Source organism: Dictyobacter formicarum (assembly GCF_016587435.1).
Window position 1 is genome coordinate 1 of record NZ_BNJJ01000008.1, and the last position, 22,750, is coordinate 22,750.

The following is a 22,750-nucleotide window of genomic DNA, read 5'->3' on the forward strand; positions in this document are numbered from 1 at the left end:
CTGATCCGCTTGATTGAGCCGCAGGCTAGACGCGAAAGAGTCATTGTCAAGCGGAATATCAATGGAGGTGGACCAGGAGAGGTGTGAAAATCACACTCACGAGCTTTCCAGTCCAACATGTTCGCCGCTCTTTCGCACCCTCTACTCTAGCGGTCTGCGTGGCTCGCGTCATCGTGGAACTTCCCTTGTAGAAATGTCTGTGGAGGCTGCACATTTTACGGTAGTAATTTCCGGGAGGGCAGAGAGCGCAATTGATGGTATACTATGGAATCTGAAGAGGTTCCATCAACAAGGAAGGAGATGTTGTCTCATGAAGAACAAATTTCTGATGAAGGAACCGTTGCGCTGGTTTCTCCTGCTCTGGGTAGCAACGGCAGTGATCGGATCGCTTCTGGGCAGTAATGTGCAGGATAGCCCGACTAACAGCCATTTTATTGGCGATGGTGTGCCGCAGACGATCCGTAGCGGCGTGTACTTTGTGGCGCTTTCTCCCCTTCCCGCAGATTCCCTGAACTCGTCTTCTCTTCCTAAATTGCAAAAATTGCAAAGCGGTGTTGTCGTCGCGTCCACACTGCCCCTCTCATCCGTCCTCCTCTTCCTGCTGCTTGTGGCGCTTTATAGCTTCTTGCTCTGGAGAGGACTTTCTGGTCGGGTGCAGCCCCGGTTCCTCTGGCTGTATTTCTTGTTCCAGGGTCTGTTCGTTGTAGCAATGCAGTGGGTGGTGGAGCAGCCAAATCTGGCGCTGAATTGCTACCTGGTGCTGACGCTGTGTGCAGTAGCTATGTTCAAACGCGCTGTCCCGGCGCTCCTGATTGGCACGAGCTACCTGCTGCTGTTTTTTGTCTCGCTCAGCATCCCCCCCTCTTACGACGTTCCCCTTGGGATGAACCTGGCAGCTCTCTGGCTCAGTTTCTGGAGCTTCTCCGATTTGACGACGATTGTCTTTTTCGTGCTTGGATACCTGATGTTATATCTACAGCAATCAAGCGCTCAAAGAGAACTCGAACAGGCTCATCTGGAATTACAAGGAGCGTATAGCAGGCTTGCTGTCTCGTCCAGACAAATCGAAACACTGACCTTGCTGACCGAACGCCAGCGTATAGCACGCGAACTGCATGATACCCTGGCCCAGGGAATAGCCGGGATGATTATGCAATTGGAGGTCACCTCTGCTCAGATGCATCGCAAGAACTATCAGCAGGCACAACAGGTACTCAGCCAAGCGCTCTTCTACGCGCGTACAACCCTGCAGGATGCGCGTCATGCCATTACGGATCTGCGTTCCAAAACCCCTCGTGTGGATCAGTTTGTCGAGTCCGTTCAGGGAGAGATCGCACATTTTTTCCAGATGACTGGCATCGTGTGTCATGCCCACCTGGATGATTTGATCCATACACCTACTCACGCTTGCGAACATATCCTGCGCGTCATCGGCGAAGGGTTAAGCAATGTGGCACGCCATGCTCAGGCCCGGCAGGTGAGCGTAGAAGTAAGGGTCGTGGAAAGATGGCTCTCGATCCTGGTGCACGACGATGGTCAGGGCTTTGATCCTGCCAACCAGGCTCTCTACACCGGTCATTATGGATTGCTGGGACTGCAAGAGCGAGCCAACCTGGTAGAGGGGACCTTGTCGGTGAGCAGTTCAGATGGAAAAGGAACGACACTTGAGTTCCGTAACCCTCTTGCCGCATCAGGTGATCCAGTCCCATCTCGCACAGAGGCGAGTCAAACCTCTCCGAGTACCCAGGAGCATACGTATGCCTGAGAAGATCCGCGTGGTCATCGCCGACGATCATCCGATTGTTCGCACTGGCCTGCGCTTGATGCTTGGCATGGAAGAAGGGATTGAGTTGGTAGGCGAAGCCGCTGATGGAAGCGCTGCGATTCAGTTGATCAGCTCGCTGCAACCCGATGTGGTCTTGATGGATTTGCGCATGCCTGTTATGGATGGGTTAGAAGCCATTGAGCGGATACGTGCTCAATGGCCACAGATCGCCATCATCGTGCTGACCACCTACGATGAAGACGATCTGATGTTGCGTAGCCTTCGGGCGGGCGCACGTGGCTACTTGCTTAAAGAAAGCAGTCTTGAGACGGTCTTGCAAGCGATTGAGAGCGCAGCTCATGGGAATATGCTGCTGCAGCCGGAACTGATGAAACGCCTCCTGGACCATGCAACGCAGAAGAGATCAGCTCCATCAGCTGCACACGAGAACAGCGACTTCCAACTGACGGCACGGGAGCGGGAGGTATTGGCCGGGATCGCTTCTGGCGAGCGGAGTAAAGAGGTTGGTGCTCGCCTGGGGATTACACGTCGCACGGTCGAGTCCTATTTGAATAGCATCTACACCAAACTGAATGTCGATTCGCGGGCAGCGGCGGTCGCCATTGCTATCGAGCACGGTCTGCTTCCCAGGCGAAGGGAAGAGACCTGATCTATGATTGGCGATGTATGCATCAGGCTACTGCACGGCTTTATCATTACAAACGCCACCTTGCTTCCCACCCTCACTTACAACTGTAGTACTAGCAGATGGTCGAATTATTTTATTCATGGTCACGCAGTCGCCTGTTGCCGCTCCTCAGAGCAAACAAGCGCTGACGAGTTTGACAGCGTTGTACATCGAGTGCTAGCATGACCGCGGTGTTTGAAGTTCCTTGTAAGTTTATAAGCACATCCTGGCAAGAAAGGATTTAATAGATGCAAACGCATCAATTTGGCAAGACAGGCATGCAGATCACGCGAATTGGCCTGGGAACCTGGGCTATTGGTGGCGGTCAATGGGAATTTGCTTGGGGACCACAGGATGACCGGGAGTCCATAGATACGATCCACCGTGCGCTGGATCTGGGCATCAACTGGATCGATACCGCCGCTGTGTATGGACTGGGCCACTCCGAACAGATCGTTGGTCAGGCTATTAAAGGTCGTGAGAGGCCATATATCTTTACTAAGTGCTCCATGATCTGGGATGAGAACAGAAAAATAAGCCATAGTCTCAAAGCTGACTCGATTCGCCGAGAAGCCGAAAACAGCTTGAAACGTCTCGACATCGACGTTATCGATCTCTATCAAATCCACTGGCCCGACCCTGAGACTGATATTGAGGAGGGCTGGAGCACACTCGCCGCGCTGAAGAAGGAGGGCAAAGTACGCCACATTGGCGTCTCGAACTTCAATGTTGAGCAGATGCGTCGTGCTGAGAAGATCGCGCCCGTTGAGACACTTCAGCCACCCTACTCGCTGATTGATCGAGGTATTGAGGAGGGAATCCTGCCCTATTGTCAGCAGAATAACATCGGCGTCATTGTCTACTCACCAATGGCCTCTGGCCTGCTAACTGGTCGTATGACGCCTGAACGCATTGCGCATCTGCCTGATGATGACTGGCGGAAAAGGAATCCGGAATATCAAGAACCGCGTCTGTCACGCAACCTGATGCTGGTAGAGCTGCTCGCAGACATTGGTAAGCAGCACAACATCACGACGGGCGTCGTCGCTATTGCCTGGACACTGCATAATCCAGCCGTCACGGCTGCTATTGTTGGTGCGCGCCGCCCCAGCCAGATTGAAGAACTGGCCCCAGCAGCGGATTTCCGCCTGAGTGATAGCGAGTTCGCACGGATCGAGAAGTTTCTGGCAGAGCATCCGTAATGTGTCAATTTTTAGATTCGATTCGGATGCTGGTTTCGAGGCAGTGGAAACCGAGGAGATGCGGCAGGAGCGTCTCTCTGCTTTCCCGGGAGCAGGTATCGTGTGTGCGAAGCTCAGCTCAAAGGAGAACAGGGCATGTCTCAATCGACATTGACATCGAAACCTGTGGAGCCTCTACCGGAGCGAACGCGGCGGCCCTTGTCTCCCGGACCATCGTGGCATAAGGCACTGCGGAATTCCGTCTGATCTGTTCCAGCAGATGAGTGGTCTGACCTTGAGCATTGTAGGCAAGGCGCTCTTTGGCGCTGACATGCTCGCGTACAAGAAGCGTACCTTCCGGGTTCTAAAGCAGCTTTTATCAATACACGAGAGAAAGAGAGCGCTTAAAAGCGAGCCTCTATGGGATGCTTTCATTGTTACTGCTGTTCACCGCTGCTATTGTCAGTAACATTGAAAGCGCCCAGCAGACGCTCAACCTTGTTTTAATGAGAAGGATTACGTGTGCGCATTACTTCACCAAAAACCTTCCTTTTTCCTCTCTGTCGTTGACTCTCCTCACGTGGATACGTCTGAGTGGAAAGCAAAGGAGACACAAATGGTGGCGCTGAGAGAAGCGCCACCGTCTTTGATAGTGCACTCGATACCGCCGACGACATGCTGAAAACTCACTTCTGTTATCGCCTGATCCCCTGTGACGCATCATCGTGCTGCTCAAGGCACTAGCGGGCCTGTTGACTCAGTTCCGACCAGGCTTTTGCCAGTTCGTCTCTCCTGGGTTTATATACCTCTTCATAAAAACGGCGCTGTGATGCTAACGTCGCTTTGTCCGTCTGCTCGATGATCTGTACAGCCTGTTGCCATGCCTCTGGAAACGCTTGGCCGAAGCGTTGTTCGACTTGCCAGCCAAAGTCATCTGGCTCCAGGATCTCTTCTCCCATCACATACCGTTTCTTTCCGTCAATCTCTACATAATAGGCGACTTCATTACCAAGGGTATCTTGCTGGATGGTTTTGTTGGTCTTCTTTACCGGGGTTTCCTTTAACCTCCGCGGTTCTCCCGGATGATTCTTGTCTTTTCCACCAGTAAACCCTCTTTTCGCGGCAGCGTAAAAGATCGCCCGGTTGAGGCCGAAGCTTTCCGCCTCGTCAAGTGGATACCCCAGGACTCTTGCCCGGGCCGCTTGTAAGAGTGCCATCACCTGAAATCTGCCGACCGTCATAACGCCTCCCAAGGAAATGTATCGCCGCTTCCCGCAATGGAACAGACAATCAAGCGTCACCGGGGCGAGGGGCAGCGCAGCCCGCTCCGTGCATACCTGGCAGTGATCCTCTCGCCAAGACGCATGCTGTACCTGGCTGGTTCTGTCAATTTCTCGATGGCAGCCCATATGCTTGGCATCAGCTAGTCTCCTCCCCTTTTTTCATGCTCATGTGCCTCGCCAGTTGACGCGCCTCTTGTAAGAACGAAAGGTGTTGCGATGTATCAGTCGACAAGCGTAAGGTGGCTTCAGCGCTTCCTCCGACGGGCTTTGCCGCGCCGTCAAGAATTTGGGCGACAAAACGCATTGGGCGCGATGCCTGAGGCACATTGAGCATTTTAAAAAAAGGTACATCGGCGATAAAAAGGGCAAGCGGCGGTTCAATGAGTTCAAAGGCCATGGCCAGACCGATTCCCCCATAATACCCAATGGTGTGAGGCCAATCGATCTCGACAGGGCCAATCCGGCTTGTCAATCCCCGATCTTCTTCGGACATAAACCATGCTCCTGAATGCAGGACCTTTCAACGGGTTTCGATCATCGCACTTCTTCTCTTTCCACTGCGTCCCGCTCTGGATTCCATGTGTACCCGCTGGCAGGCCATACCACTGGGTGGCACCCTCAATGTCGTGTGGCTTGATCGGGTATCTCGTTCTGACCAAGGCGCACCTCGTCGCTCCTTCTACCACACTACATCTGGCAAACAACGATAACGGAGTGCTTCGGCCCTGATCCAGCGCAAGAAGCGTTCGCTGAGCGGGTTTATTGGTGTGCGTGTTGGAACGTCGTGTTCGTCCATGAGTTCCTCCTATAGTGATTACGTAAGAGAACGCAGGGAAGTGTCTGCACTATACCCTCTTTTCCATCGCTCGACCGAGTATGTGGAAAGCGTGGGAGCATCAGATTGCCCACACTCGCCTTCAGTTGGAGTTGCTGAATATCATCAAAGATCAGATGGAGTCGGCACTGATCATCACTTCTTCCAGTACTGAGCCAAAGTTCTAACGACAACACATATTTATTGCTGGAGGTATCAATCCATCTCTCCTGTTGTCGGAGATCAAATCGATCAAGCCGATCAAAAGATGTTGGATTAAGAGAAATGAAGCTTCTTCTCGAAGAGAAGGACCGTAAGCCCATTGATGGTCTCTGTTTTCTCAAGTTGTGTGAAGCCATTTTTTCGGTAGAGACGTTGAGCAGCTATCTGGAGGGTCGTGGTATCTAGCTGAAGCGTTTGATAGCCTAACGCAACGGCGCGGGCCTCTAAATGCGATAGAATCATCTGCCCGAGTCCACGTTTTTGAAAGCCAGGATGTACCCTCATGCGCTTAATTTCGCTTCGTGTCTCCGATATTCTTCTGATTGCTCCCATGGCAACAATACGATCCTCGATCTCACCAACGAGAAATTCACCCTGGTTATCGAGATATACCTGCTCAATCTGAAAAAGATCAGCATCCCAATGGCCGTCTTCCAAATCGGCTCCAGTACCGTGTAGTGCTGCCTTGTGAAGGGCCCAGACTGCATCCTGGTCAATCTGCTGATATTGTCGAATGTTCACGAACGCTCCTCCCTACGCTATGAAAAAAGACGGCTAGTCCCTTTAGCTTATATGGATCTGTTTGTTTTGGCAAGTCTGTGCTCATCGATGATACCTGCGTTATTTTGTTGCTCATCGGGAGATTAGCCCTTGCGCTTGTTATGGTGCTTACTGTCATCAAAACGCAAGGCTGCTCATTTCGAGCAGCCTTGCACTGGTAAGCGATAGTTTGTTCTGTGTTGTTTTAGATTACGGTGTAACGGTCAGCGTTGTTGACCCGCTGATCATGTCCGACGTACAGGTGATAGTGACGGTTCCTGCCTGGTGAGCCGTTACTTTACCACTATTGCTGTCAATGCTGGCAATGTGTGGATCCGAGCTGGTCCAGTAGTGTGAGGCTGGATCGCTAATCGGCAACTGGAGCGGTGCCAGGTCGTCGCCATTTGGTTCGGTACCTAGCGCGGTCAGCTGCAGTGTTGTTCCCTTTGCGAGCGTTGACGATGGGGCCGTCACGTCGATCTTGTTGAGCAGAGGCATGACAGAAAACTGCACATGACCATCAGGCAAGACGTGGAAGAGTACATAGTTGTAGAAGCCACCCTGGTCCGCTGGCGCATAGGCTGGTACGCCAACGTCGGCAATAACGAAATTGGGTAGACCATGAACGTCATCGTTTCCATACTGGTCGAGCAAGTTCTCAGAGAAGCCACGAGCATGGCCGAGGAGCATGATGACGTGGACGTTCGGATGAGAATTCTGATAGCGTTCAGCTAACAATTCGTACATCTGAGCCTCGTAGCTGTCCGAAAACTGGCTGGTCTTGACCGGGTGTGGATCGTATGCCGGAACGTGTGTTGTGATGAAAACTACCGACGATGTATTGGCGTTCAACTGGTTGATCAGCCACTGATATTGTTCCTCATTTGGTACCTGGAAGTTATTTGAGGCCAGAATTCCAATGTGTGCACTATCCAGGACCATAAAGTTAGCTTGTCCGGCGGTATAAGCGTAGTGTGTTGGTCCAAATACCGACGTGTAGTTTTTCGTTTCGGGATCGGCTCCCTGCGTGATTTCGTGGTTTCCGACCGCCTCGTGGTACGGAACCCCAAAGCCGTCCAGCATGGATTTGAGGTATTGGAGATTCGGTGTCGTTCCTGCATCAACCATGTCACCCTGAGTTTGTATTGCCGAAGGCTGTGCTTGCGTTGGAAGGAGTTTGAACTGTTGTCCGACCTGTTTCAGTGCCACACTTCCCGTCGAATTAGGATCGTTGGCGTGGACGTGCGCATCGTCCAGGCTGGCAATAGTTGTCCCACCATTCTTAAAATCAGCCGGATTTTCGGTGTACTGTAGCCAGGATGGATTCGCAGGGATCGGCTGGTACACATATGGCTTGGGCGGACGTGGTGAGTAAAGCGCCTGGAAGTCGCTGACATAGATATCGCCAGTCATCGTTGTCGCCGGATTGATAATTACCAGTCCCAGGTAATTGAAGCGGAGTGGATATGATTGACCAGCCGGGAGCTGAGCGGTAACGAACTGCCAGCCATCGAAAGTCATCGCCGCCGGGTAGAATTTGATGGTCTGGTTATCGGATCCGAAGAGACCCAGCGTAAAGGTCAACGTTCCAGGATTCAGTGGTTTGCCGGAACCTTTGGCAAGGTCCGCATTTCCTTTGACCCACATACCAATCGAGGTTGGTGCTTGATTATTACTCAATGTGGGAACCTGAATTTCGTTGAGATCATTGGGATAGGCGTTAAAATCCAGAACGTGTTGTCCGCCAGCGAAGGTGTAATGGAGATCGAGCGAACCACTATCATCTGGCACATGTTTCTCTGTTGTGCTTAATGAGATGCTGCCCGTCGCGGTCGTTTGAGGTCCTGGGCTTGGTACGGTTCTGGGATAATTGCTCATGTACTTGTCGGTAACGCTCCAGTTGTTTACGTCGGTCAGAGGCGCAATATTTTTGGCTATCTGACCAACTGCGATGCTGGAAGAAGCGCTGACTCCACCAATAGTGGCTGTCACTTTACCCAGAGCAGTCGTTGTATCAGAAGCAGTGAAGAGGCCGGCCTGATCGATGCTGCCCATGGAAGATGGATCAACGCTCCACTGTACGGCATTGGTTGGAATGGGAACGTTTGCGCCGTTGGCGGCTGTGCCTGTGACCTGTAGCTGCTGGGTTTGCTTGTTGGCAAGATCGGCGCTATTCGGCGAAACGGTGAGCGACGCCAGGTGATCTACGATATCCAATGGTTCTGTAGAGTGGGCCTCGCCCGATTGGATCGTTAGAATGCCATGTCCTGTACCCTCTGCCGTGATGGTGCCATTGCTAACGCTGGCCAGTTTGGCGGGGGAAACGCTTACTTCGACGGGTGTGGAGGCCGGATTCCCCTGAGCATCGAGAGCGTAGCTTGATAATGGAATGGTCGTGTTGGTAAGCATCGTCAAGGGTTGGCCGTTATTCACGACCGCTTTTGTCGCAGGAGCAGGGGCACTTTCGGTGCTATAAACGAAAAGGCCATTAGCGACCGGGCGCTCGTGTCCATCGGATGGAGTATTCATGACCGAGACTTGCTGCTGGCCTGGAAGACGAGCGACCATGTCAGAAGAGCCACCGCTATCGAACATGATGGCCTGGTACGCGCCATGAGCGATCAGATAACCGGCCATTTCGGGCTGGGTGACGCCACGGCTTTTATAAGGTCCGGACTGATGACCATCGATAACAACCATGAAGGCATGATTACCATCTTTTGTAATACCAAGAGCAGTAACTGGGTTTTGAGCGTTCTTTTCGCCGGGCGCTATATTCTGAGGATCGTCGAAATATGCTCCATCTTTTACGAGGATTGTGCCTCCTCCGACAGCATTTACCAGATTATTATCGGGTGAGATCTGCTCAGAAAGGGTGATTTTATCACCAGTGTGAACGCTAGAAGAGAGCCAGCTGGCAGAGCTACCGCTAGCGACCAGGGCATCTTCGCCGCTAAGCGCAGGCAATGAATTGCTGTTCGTTTGTATTGATTGGACCGTATAGGTGTCATTGGTGCCATTAACTGCCTTAAGGAGAGCGACAGTATTTCCACTCAAGGTAAGCGAGCTCCCTAAGTCTGGTGTAAAGAAGGCCAGATGATCACCTTTGGTATCGCTATAGCGGTTGATTGAGCTCAGCGCATGACTGGAGCTACCGTCTGTGACTGCGCCGGAAAAGTTTTCATCAGCGATGTTAAGTTTACCAGAAGGTGTGATGCCCAGTACTGCGTATGAGGCGGGACTCTGGATGATACGATGATTGATCTCTACCATACCAACTGGATCACCTGTCCCATAGATCTCAAAGAAATCGGCATTGATGCCCGCTACTGCGTGGGTACGATTTGCCATCGAGCTTATCGGCTCGTCCTGGCTGAAAAGAGTATCGTGTGCCTGGACAACTCCAAGGCGCACATTGGGATTTGAGAGGTCGATATTGAGCTGGCTGGTCTGCTCCGGGCCACCGACCGTCTGCAACACATCGCCGGAAACGGTCACTCCGCTGGTTACCTGCTGTTGTTGGAGCGTGCTATGTTCATCTACAACAACAGGCCAGTTGGGAGGAGTTGAAGGCAGCCAGGATGTATCAGTGCTGTGTTGTGTTTGAGCCTGGTGCGAACTATGTACTGTGTGTGTTTGAGCATAAACAGAATTATTACTCAGAAGTGTGAAAAGAAGTAAAGTCAGAGCCACATTGATAATAATGTGTTTTTTCCAACCAGTTTGCCTTGATGCATTTTCAAGACGATGTCTTCCCTGAAACATACAAGATTTCCTTATTAGAAAAATACTACGAAATAAACGGTAAAAATAGATGCTCTTACCAGTGCATGCCTGATTGATAGGTGCGTGTCGATTGACCACTATTGTCTAGTATACATCTTTTTTATTAAGCAGAGGTTATCTATCCTTGAATCAAGTTAATAACAAATTATTGTTTTTGGCATAATCGACCATACCTGTTCAAGATCTGGAATATGTATTGTTGCATTCGGTCTTTGCGGAAAAATAAAGGATTTTGAACAGCTTCCAAAAATCTCGTCTGTAAACACCAAGGATTTCCGGGTTTGGGGTGTATAATAGATGCCTCGCCACCCATATTCCAACCCTCAAACGATATTTTCCGCTCATACGCTCAATGAAGCATCATTGTATACCTTTTACCTTTCTAATAGATGTTTTAGAAGCTTTTTGTGCCAAAATGGGTTTGGCTGGCGTGGCGCGCTCTTGTTTGTCTATTCGCTTCAAGGAGGAAAACCGTGCTGCCTACCATCCAACCAGTCACACTTGCTGCAACTGGAAACTTCAAGCGCCTTATCCAGACCTTTCGTCCCTACTGGGGGCGTGTGTTTCTGATCACTGTCATGATCCTGATAAACGCTATTCTTGGTACTGCAGTCGTTCCCGAAGTCACGAAGATGATCATTGATCAGGCGTTCCCACACAAAGATCTTGTTCTGCTGGCCTGGTTGGTGCTTGCGCTGATCGCTCTGCCGATAGTGACTGGCTTGGTCAGCATTGCTCTGGATTACGTGAGGGTCACCCTGGCTCAGTATGTCATGCACGACATGCGCACTGGCCTGTATACTCATCTTCAAGTCGTTGCTCTGCGTTTTTATACCATGGAGCGCACCGGTGAGATCATCTCGCGTCTGGCCAACGATGTTAATGGCGTGAGTGATGTGCTCAGCAATGCTCTGAGCGGGACGCTTTCCAACTCCATCGTTATGCTTACAACGCTAGTCGTGATGTTGAGCTTAAATGTGCCACTGACCCTTCTTTCCCTCGGTCTGACGCCGATCTTTGTCTTTCTTGCTCTGCGAGTTAGTAGGGTTGTGCGAGACGCGAGCAAAGAGACGCAGCAGATGTTGGCCGATGTCGTGTCTGTACTTGAGGAGACGCTCAATGTCAGTGGCGCACTCCTTGTGAAGAGCTTCGGCAGGCAACGAGCTGAAACGACCCGTTTTAGCGCGACAAGTGAACGGCTGGTGGCCGTACAGGTCCGCCAGACGATGATCGGGCGCTGGTTTCTCTTGAGCTTCCACATCTTTTTCAACATTGCCCCAGCCCTGGTCTACTATGTGGGAGGATTTCAGGTCATTGGTGGTCGCCTCAGCCTTGGTTCACTGGTTGCCTTTATCGCGCTGCAAAGCCAGTTCTTTCCAACGCTGCGCCATGTGCTCAGTATTCCTCTCGACATTCAATCAGCGCTCGCCCTCTTCGAGCGCCTTTTTGCATACCTTGATCTTCCCATCGAGATCGCCGACCGCGCTGATGCCAGGACGCTTGAGCATGTCAGCGGACATCTTCGCTTTCGTCATGTGCGCTTCCGTTATCAACCGGAGCGACCGACGCTGATGGATATAGATTTCGCGGTTCGACCAGGACAACTCGTTGCTCTGGTTGGTCCGAGTGGCGCAGGCAAAACCACGACGGCTTACCTGGTGCCCAGGTTCTACGATGTGGAGCAAGGAGCGGTAGAGATCGATGGTCATGATGTGCGCTCCGTGATGCAGGAGAGCCTGCTCCAGCATATCGGTATCGTGACACAGGAAACGTATTTGCTCAATGCTACGATGCGCGCGAATATTGCTTATGGACGGCCTGAGGCTTCTGACGAGGAGGTGATCGCTGCCGCGCAGGCCGCTCAGATCCATGAGCGCATTCTACAACTGCCCAATGGCTACGAGACAGTGGTTGGCCCACGCGGTTATCTGCTTTCAGGCGGCGAGAAGCAGCGCGTTGCCATCGCCCGTGTCTTGCTCAAAAATCCGCGCATCTTGATTTTGGACGAGGCGACCAGCGCCCTTGATACACGCTCCGAGCGTCTGATTCAAACAGCTCTGATGGAGCTTCAGAAAGGGCGCACGACGCTGGCGATTGCTCACCGCCTCTCGACGATCCTCGCCGCCGACCTGATTCTAGTAATGAACGCGGGACGCATCGTCGAGCGCGGAACACACGCTGAACTGCTCCAGCAAGGCGGTCTTTATTCCCAATTCTACGAGGAGCAGTTGAAATCGTGCTAAGATATACAGTCGGAGATTTTCCAGTAGTACGATCACTGCTCTTCTGGTCTCAATATGCTCATTTTGGTTTTACCCGTTTCTTACTCGGTGCTCAGGAGAGCTCTTACGATTTTTATACCAGTAATGGTTACGTTCCAGAACTCTATTTTACGGTAGAAATCAGCGTAGAGCCAGAGCGCTTTGAGGCATATTTGATCCAGGAATTACACCACTATCCACTGATCTGGAAGCAACATGATCAGTACGGTAGCCATGCCATTATCAAAACGCCGTTCCCTGATCTGGAACTTCTTCATCGCGTTGAGCGGACTCTGCCTACGTGTAAGGCACAATATCTCTTTTTCAAAGATGTATCGGTAAAAGGGGAGACGATGGAGGCGTCTCAGTCGTCGATCGCCTGGTAGGCTAACGTCCAGAAATAGACGTTCGGTGGGCTGGGGGACGTCCAGGCACACTGAGTCATGAGGATGATAACCATCTCCTCTCTAGGGTCGGAATACCAGGAGGTGCCCATGCCACCATCCCAACCGTACCGGCCAGGCACCGATGCGATGTCATCGCGTCTGGTGACCACAGAGACACCGAATCCCCAGCCGTGGCTATCAAAGAAGCCTGGAACCAGGCTGGATACCGCTTTCTGCTTGGGCGTTAACTGGTCGGTCGTCATGGTCTCGACCGAAAGCCTCGACAGGATGCGCTTGTTGCCGTATTTGCCCTGTGATAACATCATCTGACCGAAGGCCAGGTAGTCGTCGATGGTCGAAACCAGTCCTCCAGCCCCCGACGGGAAAGCAGGCGCGTGGCTCCATTGGCTATCGGCGGCCTCGTCATACACGACGAGCTTTCCACTTGCGGGATCAGGCCAGTAACTAGTCGCCAGCCGGTCGAGCGAGGCTGCCGACACGCTGAATCCGGTGTCCTTCATGCCCAACGGCTCGAAGATGCGTTCGCGCAAGAATGTTTCAAGCGGCTGACCCGAGGCACGCGCAATCAGCACGCCCAGCACGTCAGACCCTGTGTTGTACATCCACTGCTCACCTGGTTGATGCATAAGCGGGAGCCGCCCCAGGCGGCGCATCCACTCATCGGGAGCAGGCACCATCGATGGACTCGGCGGTCCCATGCCAATCTGCTGCTCGTTCGCAGCCTGCATAATCGGATAGGCGTCTGGCGATGCCATGATCTGTCCGAAGCCCATGCAGAAGGTGAGCAGGTCACGCACCGTGATCGATCGGTTCGCCGGGACCGTCTCGTCGAGCGGCCCATTGAGCCGCTTCAGCACCTTGCGCTCAGCCAGTTCGGGCAGCCACCGATCCACAGGCTCGTCCAGACGCACCTTGCATTCCTCCACCAGGATCATCGTTGCCGCAGCCGTGATGGGCTTGGTCATGGAGGAAACACGAAAGATGGTGTCGCGCCTCATCGGGGCGCTTGCGCCAAACGCCATCGTGCCGATCGCATCAACATGCACCTCTCCTCTCCGACTGACAAGCGTAATGAGACCAGATACTTCGCCGCGCTCGACATAGCCAGACATGAAATCGTGCATGCGAGCGAGCCGCGTCTTGGACAATCCTGCTGTGTTCATCACCTGTTCCCTCCGTGTGTCTGATTTGTATAGAAAATTCTGCCGAGGGCTCGATCTACCTCAAAAGAAAGTGTAGCACACCAATGGCTCATGGTCTTCTTCAATCTTGCTCTTTATAACTCTCCAATAACTTCCGTTTTTATGCACATGTTGTCATTCCCTTTCTCGTCCCCCTATTATTAGTAGGAGCCGCCCCTGTTTAACAAAAATGGCTATATAACCGCTTTCCTCTCTCGCCAGCAGAATGGTACTTTGTGGATGAAAGCTAGTCAGCAGATGCAAAGCACTATGTGCTGCTATCAATGCTACTGGATTTTCTCCCTATTGAGATGATATAGAGGAATACTTATGGATGAGGCAAATATGACTCTGCGCGTTGAAGCCAGGATGGTCGGGAAGCGCAAACCGCTGGGCGCTCCCTGGCAGGTGACGCTCCCTTCCAACTTGCTGCACCCCGACGAGGATGGCGGACAGGTTTTTCGGTTGCGCGACCTGATCGCTGAGTTGGTGCGTGTGGAAGTGCAGGCTTTTCGGCTTCGCCAGGAAGAACGCCGCGTGCTTAACATTTTAAGTGCTCAGGAGATTGACGACGCTGCCAGAACAGGCAAGGTTAGTATGGGAGGCGAAAAAGAGCTCGTGCCTGTTGAGGTTGATGAGTATGAGGCAGTTCAGGTTGCGCTACAAGGTTTTGTCGATGGCATCTACCTGGTCTTTCTTGATGGTCAGCCACAACGTGAGCTGGATGGCCCGGTCCAGTTGCATCAAGAAAGCTCCCTGCTCTTTATTCGTCTTGTGGCCCTGGTAGGAGGTTAAAAATAGGATGGTTTTTGCACGCGAAGATATTCAGGAGAAACTGAAATCAGAAGAGACAACGAATTGGCTGGAGCTCTCTTTAGCTGCCATTGAGAACGAGTTACCGGCTCCCTTGCGTCCCCCCGCCTATGCGTTGATCAACTGCGATGAACATGGGAAAGATCTGAACCAGATTGATGATTATACAGAGAGGCTGAGCCAGCTCAAAGAGTTGGAAAAGCAGATCGCTCGTCTGGCTGATCTGAGTTCCCGTGAGCGGCATGCGATTTTCACTGCGCTAGTGCCACGCCTGGCCACGCATCTGGAAGCGGCGTGGCAACTGATCGGACAACTACCATACCAGTTTGACTTCTACCGACGTGCCTTTCGCGCGCCTGCTCAGATCCAGGCGTACCGCGAGAAACGCCTGATCTGGCTCAAAAACATCATGCTGCACCTGGCGCGCTATCGTGAGAAAGATCTGGCCTGGTTTGCGGCCTGGGCGGCGTACCTTGTTCCGTATGATACACAGCCCTTTGGCATCCTCTTCGCAGCTGCCATTGACGCGGGCGGTCCTGAGGGTGAGGATGTTTTTCAGATACTGCTGACCTGTGCGCGCGGCGAACATGAGACCGGTAGGATGGGTCGGCATGTGACTACCGGCCTGCTCGTTGCTGGACGTCAGGAGGGCTGGGAGTGTATTGAACGCCTGCTGCTGGCGGCTCAACGTGAGGAAGGCCTGCGCCAGGTGATTCTGGAGACGGTGGACGAGGCTCATCCTCAGGCATTTCGACGCATGATTACACTGATCCTTGAGCATGACCTGCTGCGTTTTAGCGCGACGGTGCGCGCCGCTAACGTCTGGCTGGGTTTTGACAGGGATGTTTCGGATGTTGAGGACCTGCGCTGTGCTCTCAGCGCGCTTGTATCATTGCTTGATGAGCCAGACGTGCGCCAAAAAGCGCTCGATCAGGGCAATCCACAGGAGGTGTATCTGGCTCTGTGGGCGACCGCATTTATTGATACTGATAAGGCCATTGTGGCGGCCCTGCCTATTCTTACCGATGACATGCCCGAGCGTCGCCTGGCCGCCGTTCACCTGCTGGGCCTGCTGAAGTTGCCCGAGGCGTGGGAGAAGCTCTTCTACTGTCTCGCTGATCCCGATCTACGCGTCGCGCTCCATGCCTATGCCCATATGGACACATATACAATGGGGCAGCAGATCCGGAGCGAATGCTTTGAGCGCGTCCAGGCCTTACTGAAACGCATGGAGGGCAAAGACCAGTGCATCCAGAGCGGCATCTGGCCGTGGCTGATAATCCAGGTCAATGTTGCCAGCATGCTGAGCACCCTGCTTGACTGTCTGAGTGAGCGCGACCCCAGGTGCCTCATCCCCTACATGCCCGCAATGGACTCTCGTGATCGCATAAACCTGGCGAAGAGATTAGCGGCTTTACCCACCTGGGATGAGAAGGTGCGCGACGCGCTGTACCAGCTGCTCGGGGACCGCACACGTTGGGTGAGCTCTGAGATGCTAAAACTGATTGCAGGCCATCCACTAGATGAGGCTGATACACGGGTGATAGAGCAGTTGCTAACCCGCAAAAGCGTCGACCTGCGGCGTGGCCTGATTGAATTGCTGCTTAAAGGTGACGACGAAGCTGTAATAGCCAGTGCCAGCCGGCTGCTGGCGCAAACGCATGCCCTGCAGCGCCAGGCAGGGCTGGATCTGCTCAATGGTCTGGTGGCAGACAAACGCCAGATTGAGCGAGCAACAGCTATGGCCCGCGCTTACGCTGCGGAGCGCGCGAGCCTTACTCCTGTGGAGAGCGTACTTCTGGAAACCATCTTCGCGGCCAGTCGCACGGAAGAAACATACACGCGTGAGAATGTGCTGGGCCTGATCAAACCCGAGCAGCGTACGCCGATCATTCCACCACGCAAACTGAGCGTGACCATCGACACGCCAGCCGCGCGCGCCTGCCTGCGCGCCCTTGACGCGCTAATTGAGGAGCACAGCAAAACTCCTATCCAGGTGAAAACCTGGCGCGGCCACGAGGAAATGCTCTTAGGCAATATAAATCAATATTATTATCTGCCTCGACCTGATCTGAACCTGAATGCAGCTGATGACGAGAGTGAGCACCTCCCGCTGGCTGAGATCTGGCTCACATGGGAAAGAGAGCGGCCCGCCTCTATGCGCGATGAAGATGGCCTGGAGCTTGTTCGGGCCGCTCTTTTCCTACGTAGAACCCGGGCTGCTCCGACTCCGCGAATCATTGATGATAACGACAATCGCCGATCGCCGTATATGGGCCTTTTCTTGCGCCAGGAGTCCGCTTCTCTATTGGAGAAGAAGAGCGAGGCCGCTGAACTAGAACCTATCTTCCTGCGCTATCATCTGTTGATAAGCTGGCTATTCGGCTGGCTGCGCCGCCACTCGGGAATATCAAATCTGACCCTGAGCTTCTTGCTTGATACCGCAGAAACCGCGCTGGCCCACGTTGATGTTGCCAAATTGCAGAAGCAGGAAAAAGACCCCGAGTGGCAGAGACTTTATATCAGGCGTCAAGAATCTTTCGATGGAGGACTGACGCTTCTTCAGGAGTATTACACCTGGTATGGGCAAACATGGGAAGAGGAATATGTCAAGCGCTACTGGCAGCTCTTGCATTGGCTGGACGAGCCCGCGCCTGGTCTGGAGCGGAGCAGGCCTTCACTCGATACGTTGATGCATGCCTACGCCATCGGTGCGGCGAGCAAGGTCGATATTCTGGATCAGTTGGGGGGACCAAATAAGGATACGCATCATACCGATCTGCGCACCCTTTCGACGCGCACACCACCTGTACAGATAGAAAGATATCCGATTCTAAGCACCGCCGTCGCTGAGCTGCGTGCGCGGATTCTGGATGTCGAGTTGGGGCGCGGAGAGATGCCTACTCTGGCGACTGAACTGGCCCTCGCGCTGTGTTACAGTGGCGGGACGGCTCTCTTCGTGCGCCTGATAGCTCTGCTTGAGCCCACCGAGCTCGCGCGTGGCTATGGCAGTAGAAACGAGAGCAAAGGAGGTACATGGAGTCATCTGCTGCGGATTAGTGCGCCTGATCCCGAAGAAACCCTGGAGGAGTTTGCGCGCCAGGTGCGCGAGGCGAATCTAACAACCGAGCGCCTGATCGCGGTCTCACTCTATGCACCTCAATGGGCGTCACACGTTGAATATGTGTTCGGTTGGCCGAACTTTGCCGATGCTATCTGGTGGATCTATGCGCATACCAAAGGGAGCAACTGGAGTGTCGGTGACGACATTCGCAAGATGTGGCAAACCCAGGTTGCCGAACGCACAATGGTCAGTGCCGACGAACTGATCAACGGAGCGGTCGATGTCACCTGGTTCCAGACCAGCTATCATGGTCTCGGCGCGCAGCGCTGGGAACAAATCTACGCCGCCGCGAAATATGCTTCCGATGGCACTGGCCATGGGCGGGCGCGCCTCTACGCGGACACGATGGCTGGTAAAATAGATGCATCAACCCTGCGCCAGCGTGTGTTTGAGAAACGCTCGCAAGACGTGGTACGCGCGCTGGGGCTGGTGCCTCTGCCAGAGGACCGCGCGGAACGCGAGGCGGAAATCGCCGAGCGCTACCAGACTTTCCAGGAATTCAAACGCACGGGTCGGAAATTTGGCGCGCAGCGCAGGGCCAGTGAGGGAACCGCCATCCGTATCGGCATGGAAAATCTAGCGCGCACAGCTGGTTTTGCTGATCCCTTGCGCCTGCAATGGGCGATGGAGGCGCAGAGTATGACCGACCTGCGCAACGGAGCATTGAGCGTCACGGTTGAGGATGTCACGGTGACGTTGGAGCTTGATCCCATCTCGGCAGAACCAGCTTTAAGCGTGTTCGGGAAGAAAGGCAAGACGCTCAAGAGCCTGCCCGCGCGCTTGAAGAAGCACGAGGAGGTCGCGCATTTGCTTGATCGCAAACGCGAAATCGAACGGCAGATCTCACGTATGCGCGCCACGCTGGAAGCTTCGATGTGTCGCGGCGAGCACTTCAACGCATACGAAATCCTCGATCTGCTGGCTCATCCCGTGCTCTCACGCCTGCTGCAACAGCTCATCATTGTGCGCGACACGGACAGCACAGTCATGGGTTATCCGCTTCGTTCCGAAGGCGATCGCGGGCCGCAACTCAGCCTGCGCGATTATGCTGGCAGCGTCAGCGTGATCGAATCCGCCGCCACGGATCTGCGCCTGGCACATCCACACGACCTGTGGCTGGTAAAAACATGGCATGCATGGCAGCACGAGTGCTTCACTGTAGGGCGCACCCAGCCATTCAAGCAGGTTTTCCGCGAACTCTATGTCTGTACCAGCAACGAAACGCGACACGGCGATGATGCGCTTTCCCAGCGCTACCACGGCCACCAGGTTCAGCCGCGCCAGGCGCACGCTTTATTGGGACAGCGCGGCTGGATTGTTGACTATGAAGAGGGGGTCAGGCGCACCTTCCACGCTGAGAAGCTGACCGCCATTGTCTCTTTCATCCATGGTGTTTACACGCCCAGTGAAGTTGAAGGACTGACCGTCGGGGATGTCTTCTTTCACCAGCGCGACAGCTACAAACCCATCGCGCTGGCCAGTGTCCCGCCGCACGTTTTCAGTGAAACCATGCGCGACCTGGATCTGATGGTCAGCGTTGCCCACAGTGGGGGAGTGGATCCAGAGGCCAGCGCCTCAACCGTTGAAATGCGCAGTGCCCTGGCCAGCGAAACCTGCACGCTGCTTGGTATCGAGAACGTCACGTTCAAGGGTTCCCACGCCCTGATCGCTGGCGCGCTTGGCCATTACAGCGTCCACCTCGGCAGCGCTGTCGTCCATCGTCAGCCAGGCGGAGCGCTCTGCATCATCCCCGTGCATGCCCAACATCGCGGGCGCATCTTTCTCCCATTTGCCGACAACGATCCCAAAACAGCGGAAGTGATCACCAAAATCATCACCCTGGCCCGCGACCACGAAATCAAAGACCCCAGCATCCTGGAACAGATTTTGTGAGCGTAACATTCCTTATGGATGTAGCAACGGAGTCGAGCTCCGTTGCTACATGGCGAGTGAAGCGCTACTGGTTTAGCCACTTTTTTCATTTGTGAATGTCTTGCATTGATAGTGCAAGAATATTTATACTACTTTATTAGTGGATGTCTTGCCAGGCAAGACACTAAAGCGGCCCAGTCGATATAAAAGTGGATTACAAAGGCGTCAATCCACCGGTTGTGATTTCCGGTTGTGGGCCGCTTCTGTTATAAATGTTCCATGGGCAGTGTTACGGAGCCACTATACATCTATGCATCTTGTACGATATTCGCTCCACATGGAAGGAAGACCACATTACTTATGACTATTATTTCCGATTTTCACAACCATATCTCTTATACCTCTGCCCAGGCAATGGTGGAGTCCGCTCGACAAAGAGGGCTAAGAATATTTGGAATCTCTGAGCATATTTCTCAAACGCTGGAAGGTCGTCCTGTGCTGGCGCATATGCCTCAGGAAGGAGTCATCCTGCCGATGGAGGAGTATCGTCAGCAGGTACTGTATGCGGGCCAGGCCGAACATTTTGACGTTCGATTGGGACTTGAAGTTGACTTCTACCCGGGCAAGAATGAGGAGATACAGGCGGCATTGCGTGACTATGCATGGGATTTTCTCATTGGTTCCATCCATGATGTTGATGCATTGCATTTTGATCGGATGGAAGGGGATATCGGCCGTGAGCAGGGTGAAGCGCTCTGGCTGCGCTACTTCGAATTATTACGCGAAGCGGTGAACAGCGGATTCTTCCAGGTAGTGAGCCATCCAGTGCGGATGCGGACGACCAATCCTTATCTGCCACCTACTTTTGATGAAGAACTTGAGCGTCTGGCTGCTGAGGCAGCACATTGTAATGTTGCATTAGAACTCAACGGCTTTGATGTACTGACCTATCCCGATGCTGTCCAGCGTTTGATCCGGGCCTGTGCCCTTCAAGGCACTGCCATCAGCTGTGGCTCCGACGCTCATTATCCAGCAGAAGTAGCCCAGGCACACGCGAAGTTTGAGAGTATCCTACGTGAGGCGAATATACGGGGGATTCGTATCTGGAAGCGACAGCAACCAGAAGAATATGCTATCTAAAGCCTGCGCGCATAGTCCTTACTCTATCGTGATGGGATGCTGGTCCGTGAAGGTGCGGCAGTCTCTTCATGATCCTTTATCAATCAGTGAAAGAAGAGTTATGCCCATGAGAGACGTTGTATCGTATTTACAGGAACATTATGATATCAAGGTTTTGGGAGATATTACCTGGAGTCATGCAGTGAATAGCCAGCAGCGACTGCAAGATGTATTGAATGACCCGCAAGTAATGATGCTCGAAGTTGATGTAATTCTTTCTTCCAGCGGTGAGGTTGTTCTGGCTCATCCACCAGCTCAGGATAGTGATCTTCGTTTTGACACATTTATCAACATTATGATTGGCTCCAGGCAAGGTATTAAACTGGATATGAAAGATCCGGAAGTTCTCATTCCTTGCCTGACATTGCTGAGGGACAGCGGCTTACAGCAGCCGGTTTTGCTCAATGCAGGTGTTGTGCCAGGAAATGACGGATATCCTCCTAAATTTAGCACCAGGGGCTTTTTCGCAGCCTGTAAAAAGTTCTATCCTCGGGGTATTCTGTCCCCTGATTGGACCAATGAGTATACCCCACTGAGTGGAGAGAACATCGACGCGATGCTCGGTGCCTGTGAAGATTTTGAACAGGTGACGTTTCCTGTCAATGCAAGAATGCTGCCATTTTCCTGGCCCCATCTGACAAGGCTTTTGCAGCATGATGGATACTCATTAACTATTTGGGATGGCAAACCGGTGGATAAGTATTTACGTCTCTGGCTTCAGGAGAATACAGATCCGGCAAAGGTCTGTTACGATTGTGTGGATGAAAACGGTAAACCCCTAAGCTGGTGGAATAATGCGATCTAGCGACTAAATCCCTTTGTGGGTAGTTTGCATTAAAAGCGCAAGAACATTTATACTACTCTATTAGTGGATGTCTTGCCGGGCAAGACACTAGAGCGGCCCGGTCGAGTTGAAAGTGGATTACAAAGGCGTCTTCCGCCGGTAGAAAATTCCAGTCCAGGGCCGCTTCCTTATTCATACGCCATTTCAATCATAGAAGTGTTGGAGATTTCTCAAGAAGAGAAACCTCATCCCAGATCTGGGCTTCAATATAACGTTCTGGCCCTTTTTTTCCGTCTGCGTTCCAGTTCTGAGGAAAGTCGTACTGTTTGATTATCTCAAGGATTTCACTTAGTGTATATACCTGTCCACGATATGGCCTTCCATCCTGGTAGCGCATAGCAGGAAAAGAATCGCCATATGTGAAGCTGATAGAAAGAGGATGAAATGCATCAATTGCTATTTTGACTGCTCTGCCATCCCTGTACCATCCTTGTAGCCATGGGCATTCTCCAACAATCATGTATTGGGGCACTAAACGCTGCGGCATTCCTCCTTTTTCAAGAAAGAGCCTTCGTAGCTGCTGCTCAAGCTCACGGCGCGTCGTTAGATAATCAGCCTTTCGTTGGGCCGCAAATGTTTTGTTCTCCTGGCGAAGACGCGCCGATATTTTCTCAGCATCCTCTTGACTGAGATCTGAAAGGGTGCGAAACGGGCCTACAGAGGCTTCATAATAGTGGTAGAGGAAGAGCGATGATAGAGTTGTCTGCGCCAAATTCTTCTGCAAGATAAAGCTTCCTTCTGTTATGCGTCGCGTATTACTTAATATACGTAAAGAGCTATTGCTCCAGGT

15 protein-coding genes are annotated in these 22,750 nt (G+C 52.8%); 9 read left to right on the plus strand and 6 right to left on the minus strand.

Translation table 11 applies throughout. The annotated features are described in order from the left end of the window. Window positions 1–310 precede the first annotated feature (310 nt). The 3 genes from JMI88_RS14855 to JMI88_RS14865 all read left to right on the plus strand — a co-directional run bounded on the left by JMI88_RS14855 (window position 311) and on the right by JMI88_RS14865 (window position 3,655). Entirely contained in the window at window positions 311–1,765 is a 1,455-nt protein-coding gene (locus tag JMI88_RS14855; RefSeq protein ID WP_236022926.1) for a sensor histidine kinase, read from the plus strand. Next, entirely contained in the window at window positions 1,758–2,435 is a 678-nt protein-coding gene (locus JMI88_RS14860; RefSeq protein WP_201362653.1) for a response regulator transcription factor, read from the plus strand. The genes JMI88_RS14855 and JMI88_RS14860 overlap by 8 nt, the downstream gene beginning before the upstream one ends. A gap of 266 nt (window positions 2,436–2,701) precedes the next feature. Further along, window positions 2,702–3,655, plus strand: coding sequence for an aldo/keto reductase (locus tag JMI88_RS14865; RefSeq protein WP_201362654.1), 954 nt, complete (start codon window positions 2,702–2,704; stop codon window positions 3,653–3,655). Between the two features lie 719 nt (window positions 3,656–4,374). On the opposite strand, the gene JMI88_RS14870 is transcribed toward JMI88_RS14865, so the two are convergent. The 4 genes from JMI88_RS14870 to JMI88_RS14885 all read right to left on the minus strand — a co-directional run bounded on the left by JMI88_RS14870 (window position 4,375) and on the right by JMI88_RS14885 (window position 10,258). Continuing rightward, a complete protein-coding gene (locus tag JMI88_RS14870) occupies window positions 4,375–4,875 on the minus strand; it encodes a hypothetical protein (protein WP_201362655.1) in 501 nt (166 codons plus the stop codon). A 178-nt stretch (window positions 4,876–5,053) separates the two neighbouring features. Continuing rightward, window positions 5,054–5,410 (minus strand): hypothetical protein, encoded by a 357-nt coding sequence (locus JMI88_RS14875; RefSeq protein WP_201362656.1) that lies wholly within the window; start codon window positions 5,408–5,410, stop codon window positions 5,054–5,056. A 597-nt stretch (window positions 5,411–6,007) separates the two neighbouring features. After that, on the minus strand, window positions 6,008–6,475 hold the full coding sequence (locus JMI88_RS14880; RefSeq protein WP_201362657.1) for a GNAT family N-acetyltransferase: 468 nt from the start codon (window positions 6,473–6,475) through the stop codon (window positions 6,008–6,010). A 228-nt stretch (window positions 6,476–6,703) separates the two neighbouring features. Continuing rightward, window positions 6,704–10,258, minus strand: a complete 3,555-nt coding sequence (locus JMI88_RS14885) for a phosphodiester glycosidase family protein (RefSeq protein WP_201362658.1) — start codon at window positions 10,256–10,258, stop codon at window positions 6,704–6,706. 494 nt (window positions 10,259–10,752) lie between these two features. Here JMI88_RS14885 and JMI88_RS14890 point away from each other — a divergent pair, with 494 nt between their 5' ends. Next, window positions 10,753–12,522, plus strand: coding sequence for an ABC transporter ATP-binding protein (locus JMI88_RS14890; protein WP_201362659.1), 1,770 nt, complete (start codon window positions 10,753–10,755; stop codon window positions 12,520–12,522). After that, on the plus strand, window positions 12,516–12,926 hold the full coding sequence (locus tag JMI88_RS14895; RefSeq protein ID WP_201362660.1) for a hypothetical protein: 411 nt from the start codon (window positions 12,516–12,518) through the stop codon (window positions 12,924–12,926). Before JMI88_RS14890 ends, JMI88_RS14895 begins: the two co-directional genes overlap by 7 nt. Here JMI88_RS14895 and JMI88_RS14900 read toward each other — a convergent pair. Next, window positions 12,905–14,110 (minus strand): serine hydrolase domain-containing protein, encoded by a 1,206-nt coding sequence (locus JMI88_RS14900; RefSeq protein ID WP_201362661.1) that lies wholly within the window; start codon window positions 14,108–14,110, stop codon window positions 12,905–12,907. The genes JMI88_RS14895 and JMI88_RS14900 overlap by 22 nt on opposite strands. Before the next feature lie 348 nt (window positions 14,111–14,458). Here JMI88_RS14900 and JMI88_RS14905 point away from each other — a divergent pair, with 348 nt between their 5' ends. The 4 genes from JMI88_RS14905 (at window position 14,459) to JMI88_RS14920 (ending at window position 21,921) form a co-directional block, all read left to right on the plus strand. Further along, the gene (locus tag JMI88_RS14905) at window positions 14,459–14,923 is read left to right on the plus strand and encodes a hypothetical protein (RefSeq protein WP_201362662.1); all 465 of its coding nucleotides are present in this window, start codon (window positions 14,459–14,461) and stop codon (window positions 14,921–14,923) included. Window positions 14,924–14,930: 7 nt separating this feature from the next. Continuing rightward, window positions 14,931–19,958 carry a DUF4132 domain-containing protein gene (locus JMI88_RS14910; RefSeq protein ID WP_201362663.1) on the plus strand — a complete coding sequence of 1,676 codons (5,028 nt, stop codon included), beginning with the start codon at window positions 14,931–14,933 and terminating at the stop codon, window positions 19,956–19,958. A gap of 339 nt (window positions 19,959–20,297) precedes the next feature. Then, on the plus strand, window positions 20,298–21,077 hold the full coding sequence (locus JMI88_RS14915) for a PHP domain-containing protein (RefSeq protein ID WP_201362664.1): 780 nt from the start codon (window positions 20,298–20,300) through the stop codon (window positions 21,075–21,077). A gap of 106 nt (window positions 21,078–21,183) precedes the next feature. After that, entirely contained in the window at window positions 21,184–21,921 is a 738-nt protein-coding gene (locus tag JMI88_RS14920) for an FAM151A/B family protein (RefSeq protein WP_201362665.1), read from the plus strand. Window positions 21,922–22,108: 187 nt separating this feature from the next. Here JMI88_RS14920 and JMI88_RS14925 read toward each other — a convergent pair whose 3' ends face one another. Then, on the minus strand, window positions 22,109–22,684 hold the full coding sequence (locus JMI88_RS14925; RefSeq protein WP_201362666.1) for a hypothetical protein: 576 nt from the start codon (window positions 22,682–22,684) through the stop codon (window positions 22,109–22,111). Window positions 22,685–22,750: the final 66 nt, after the last annotated feature.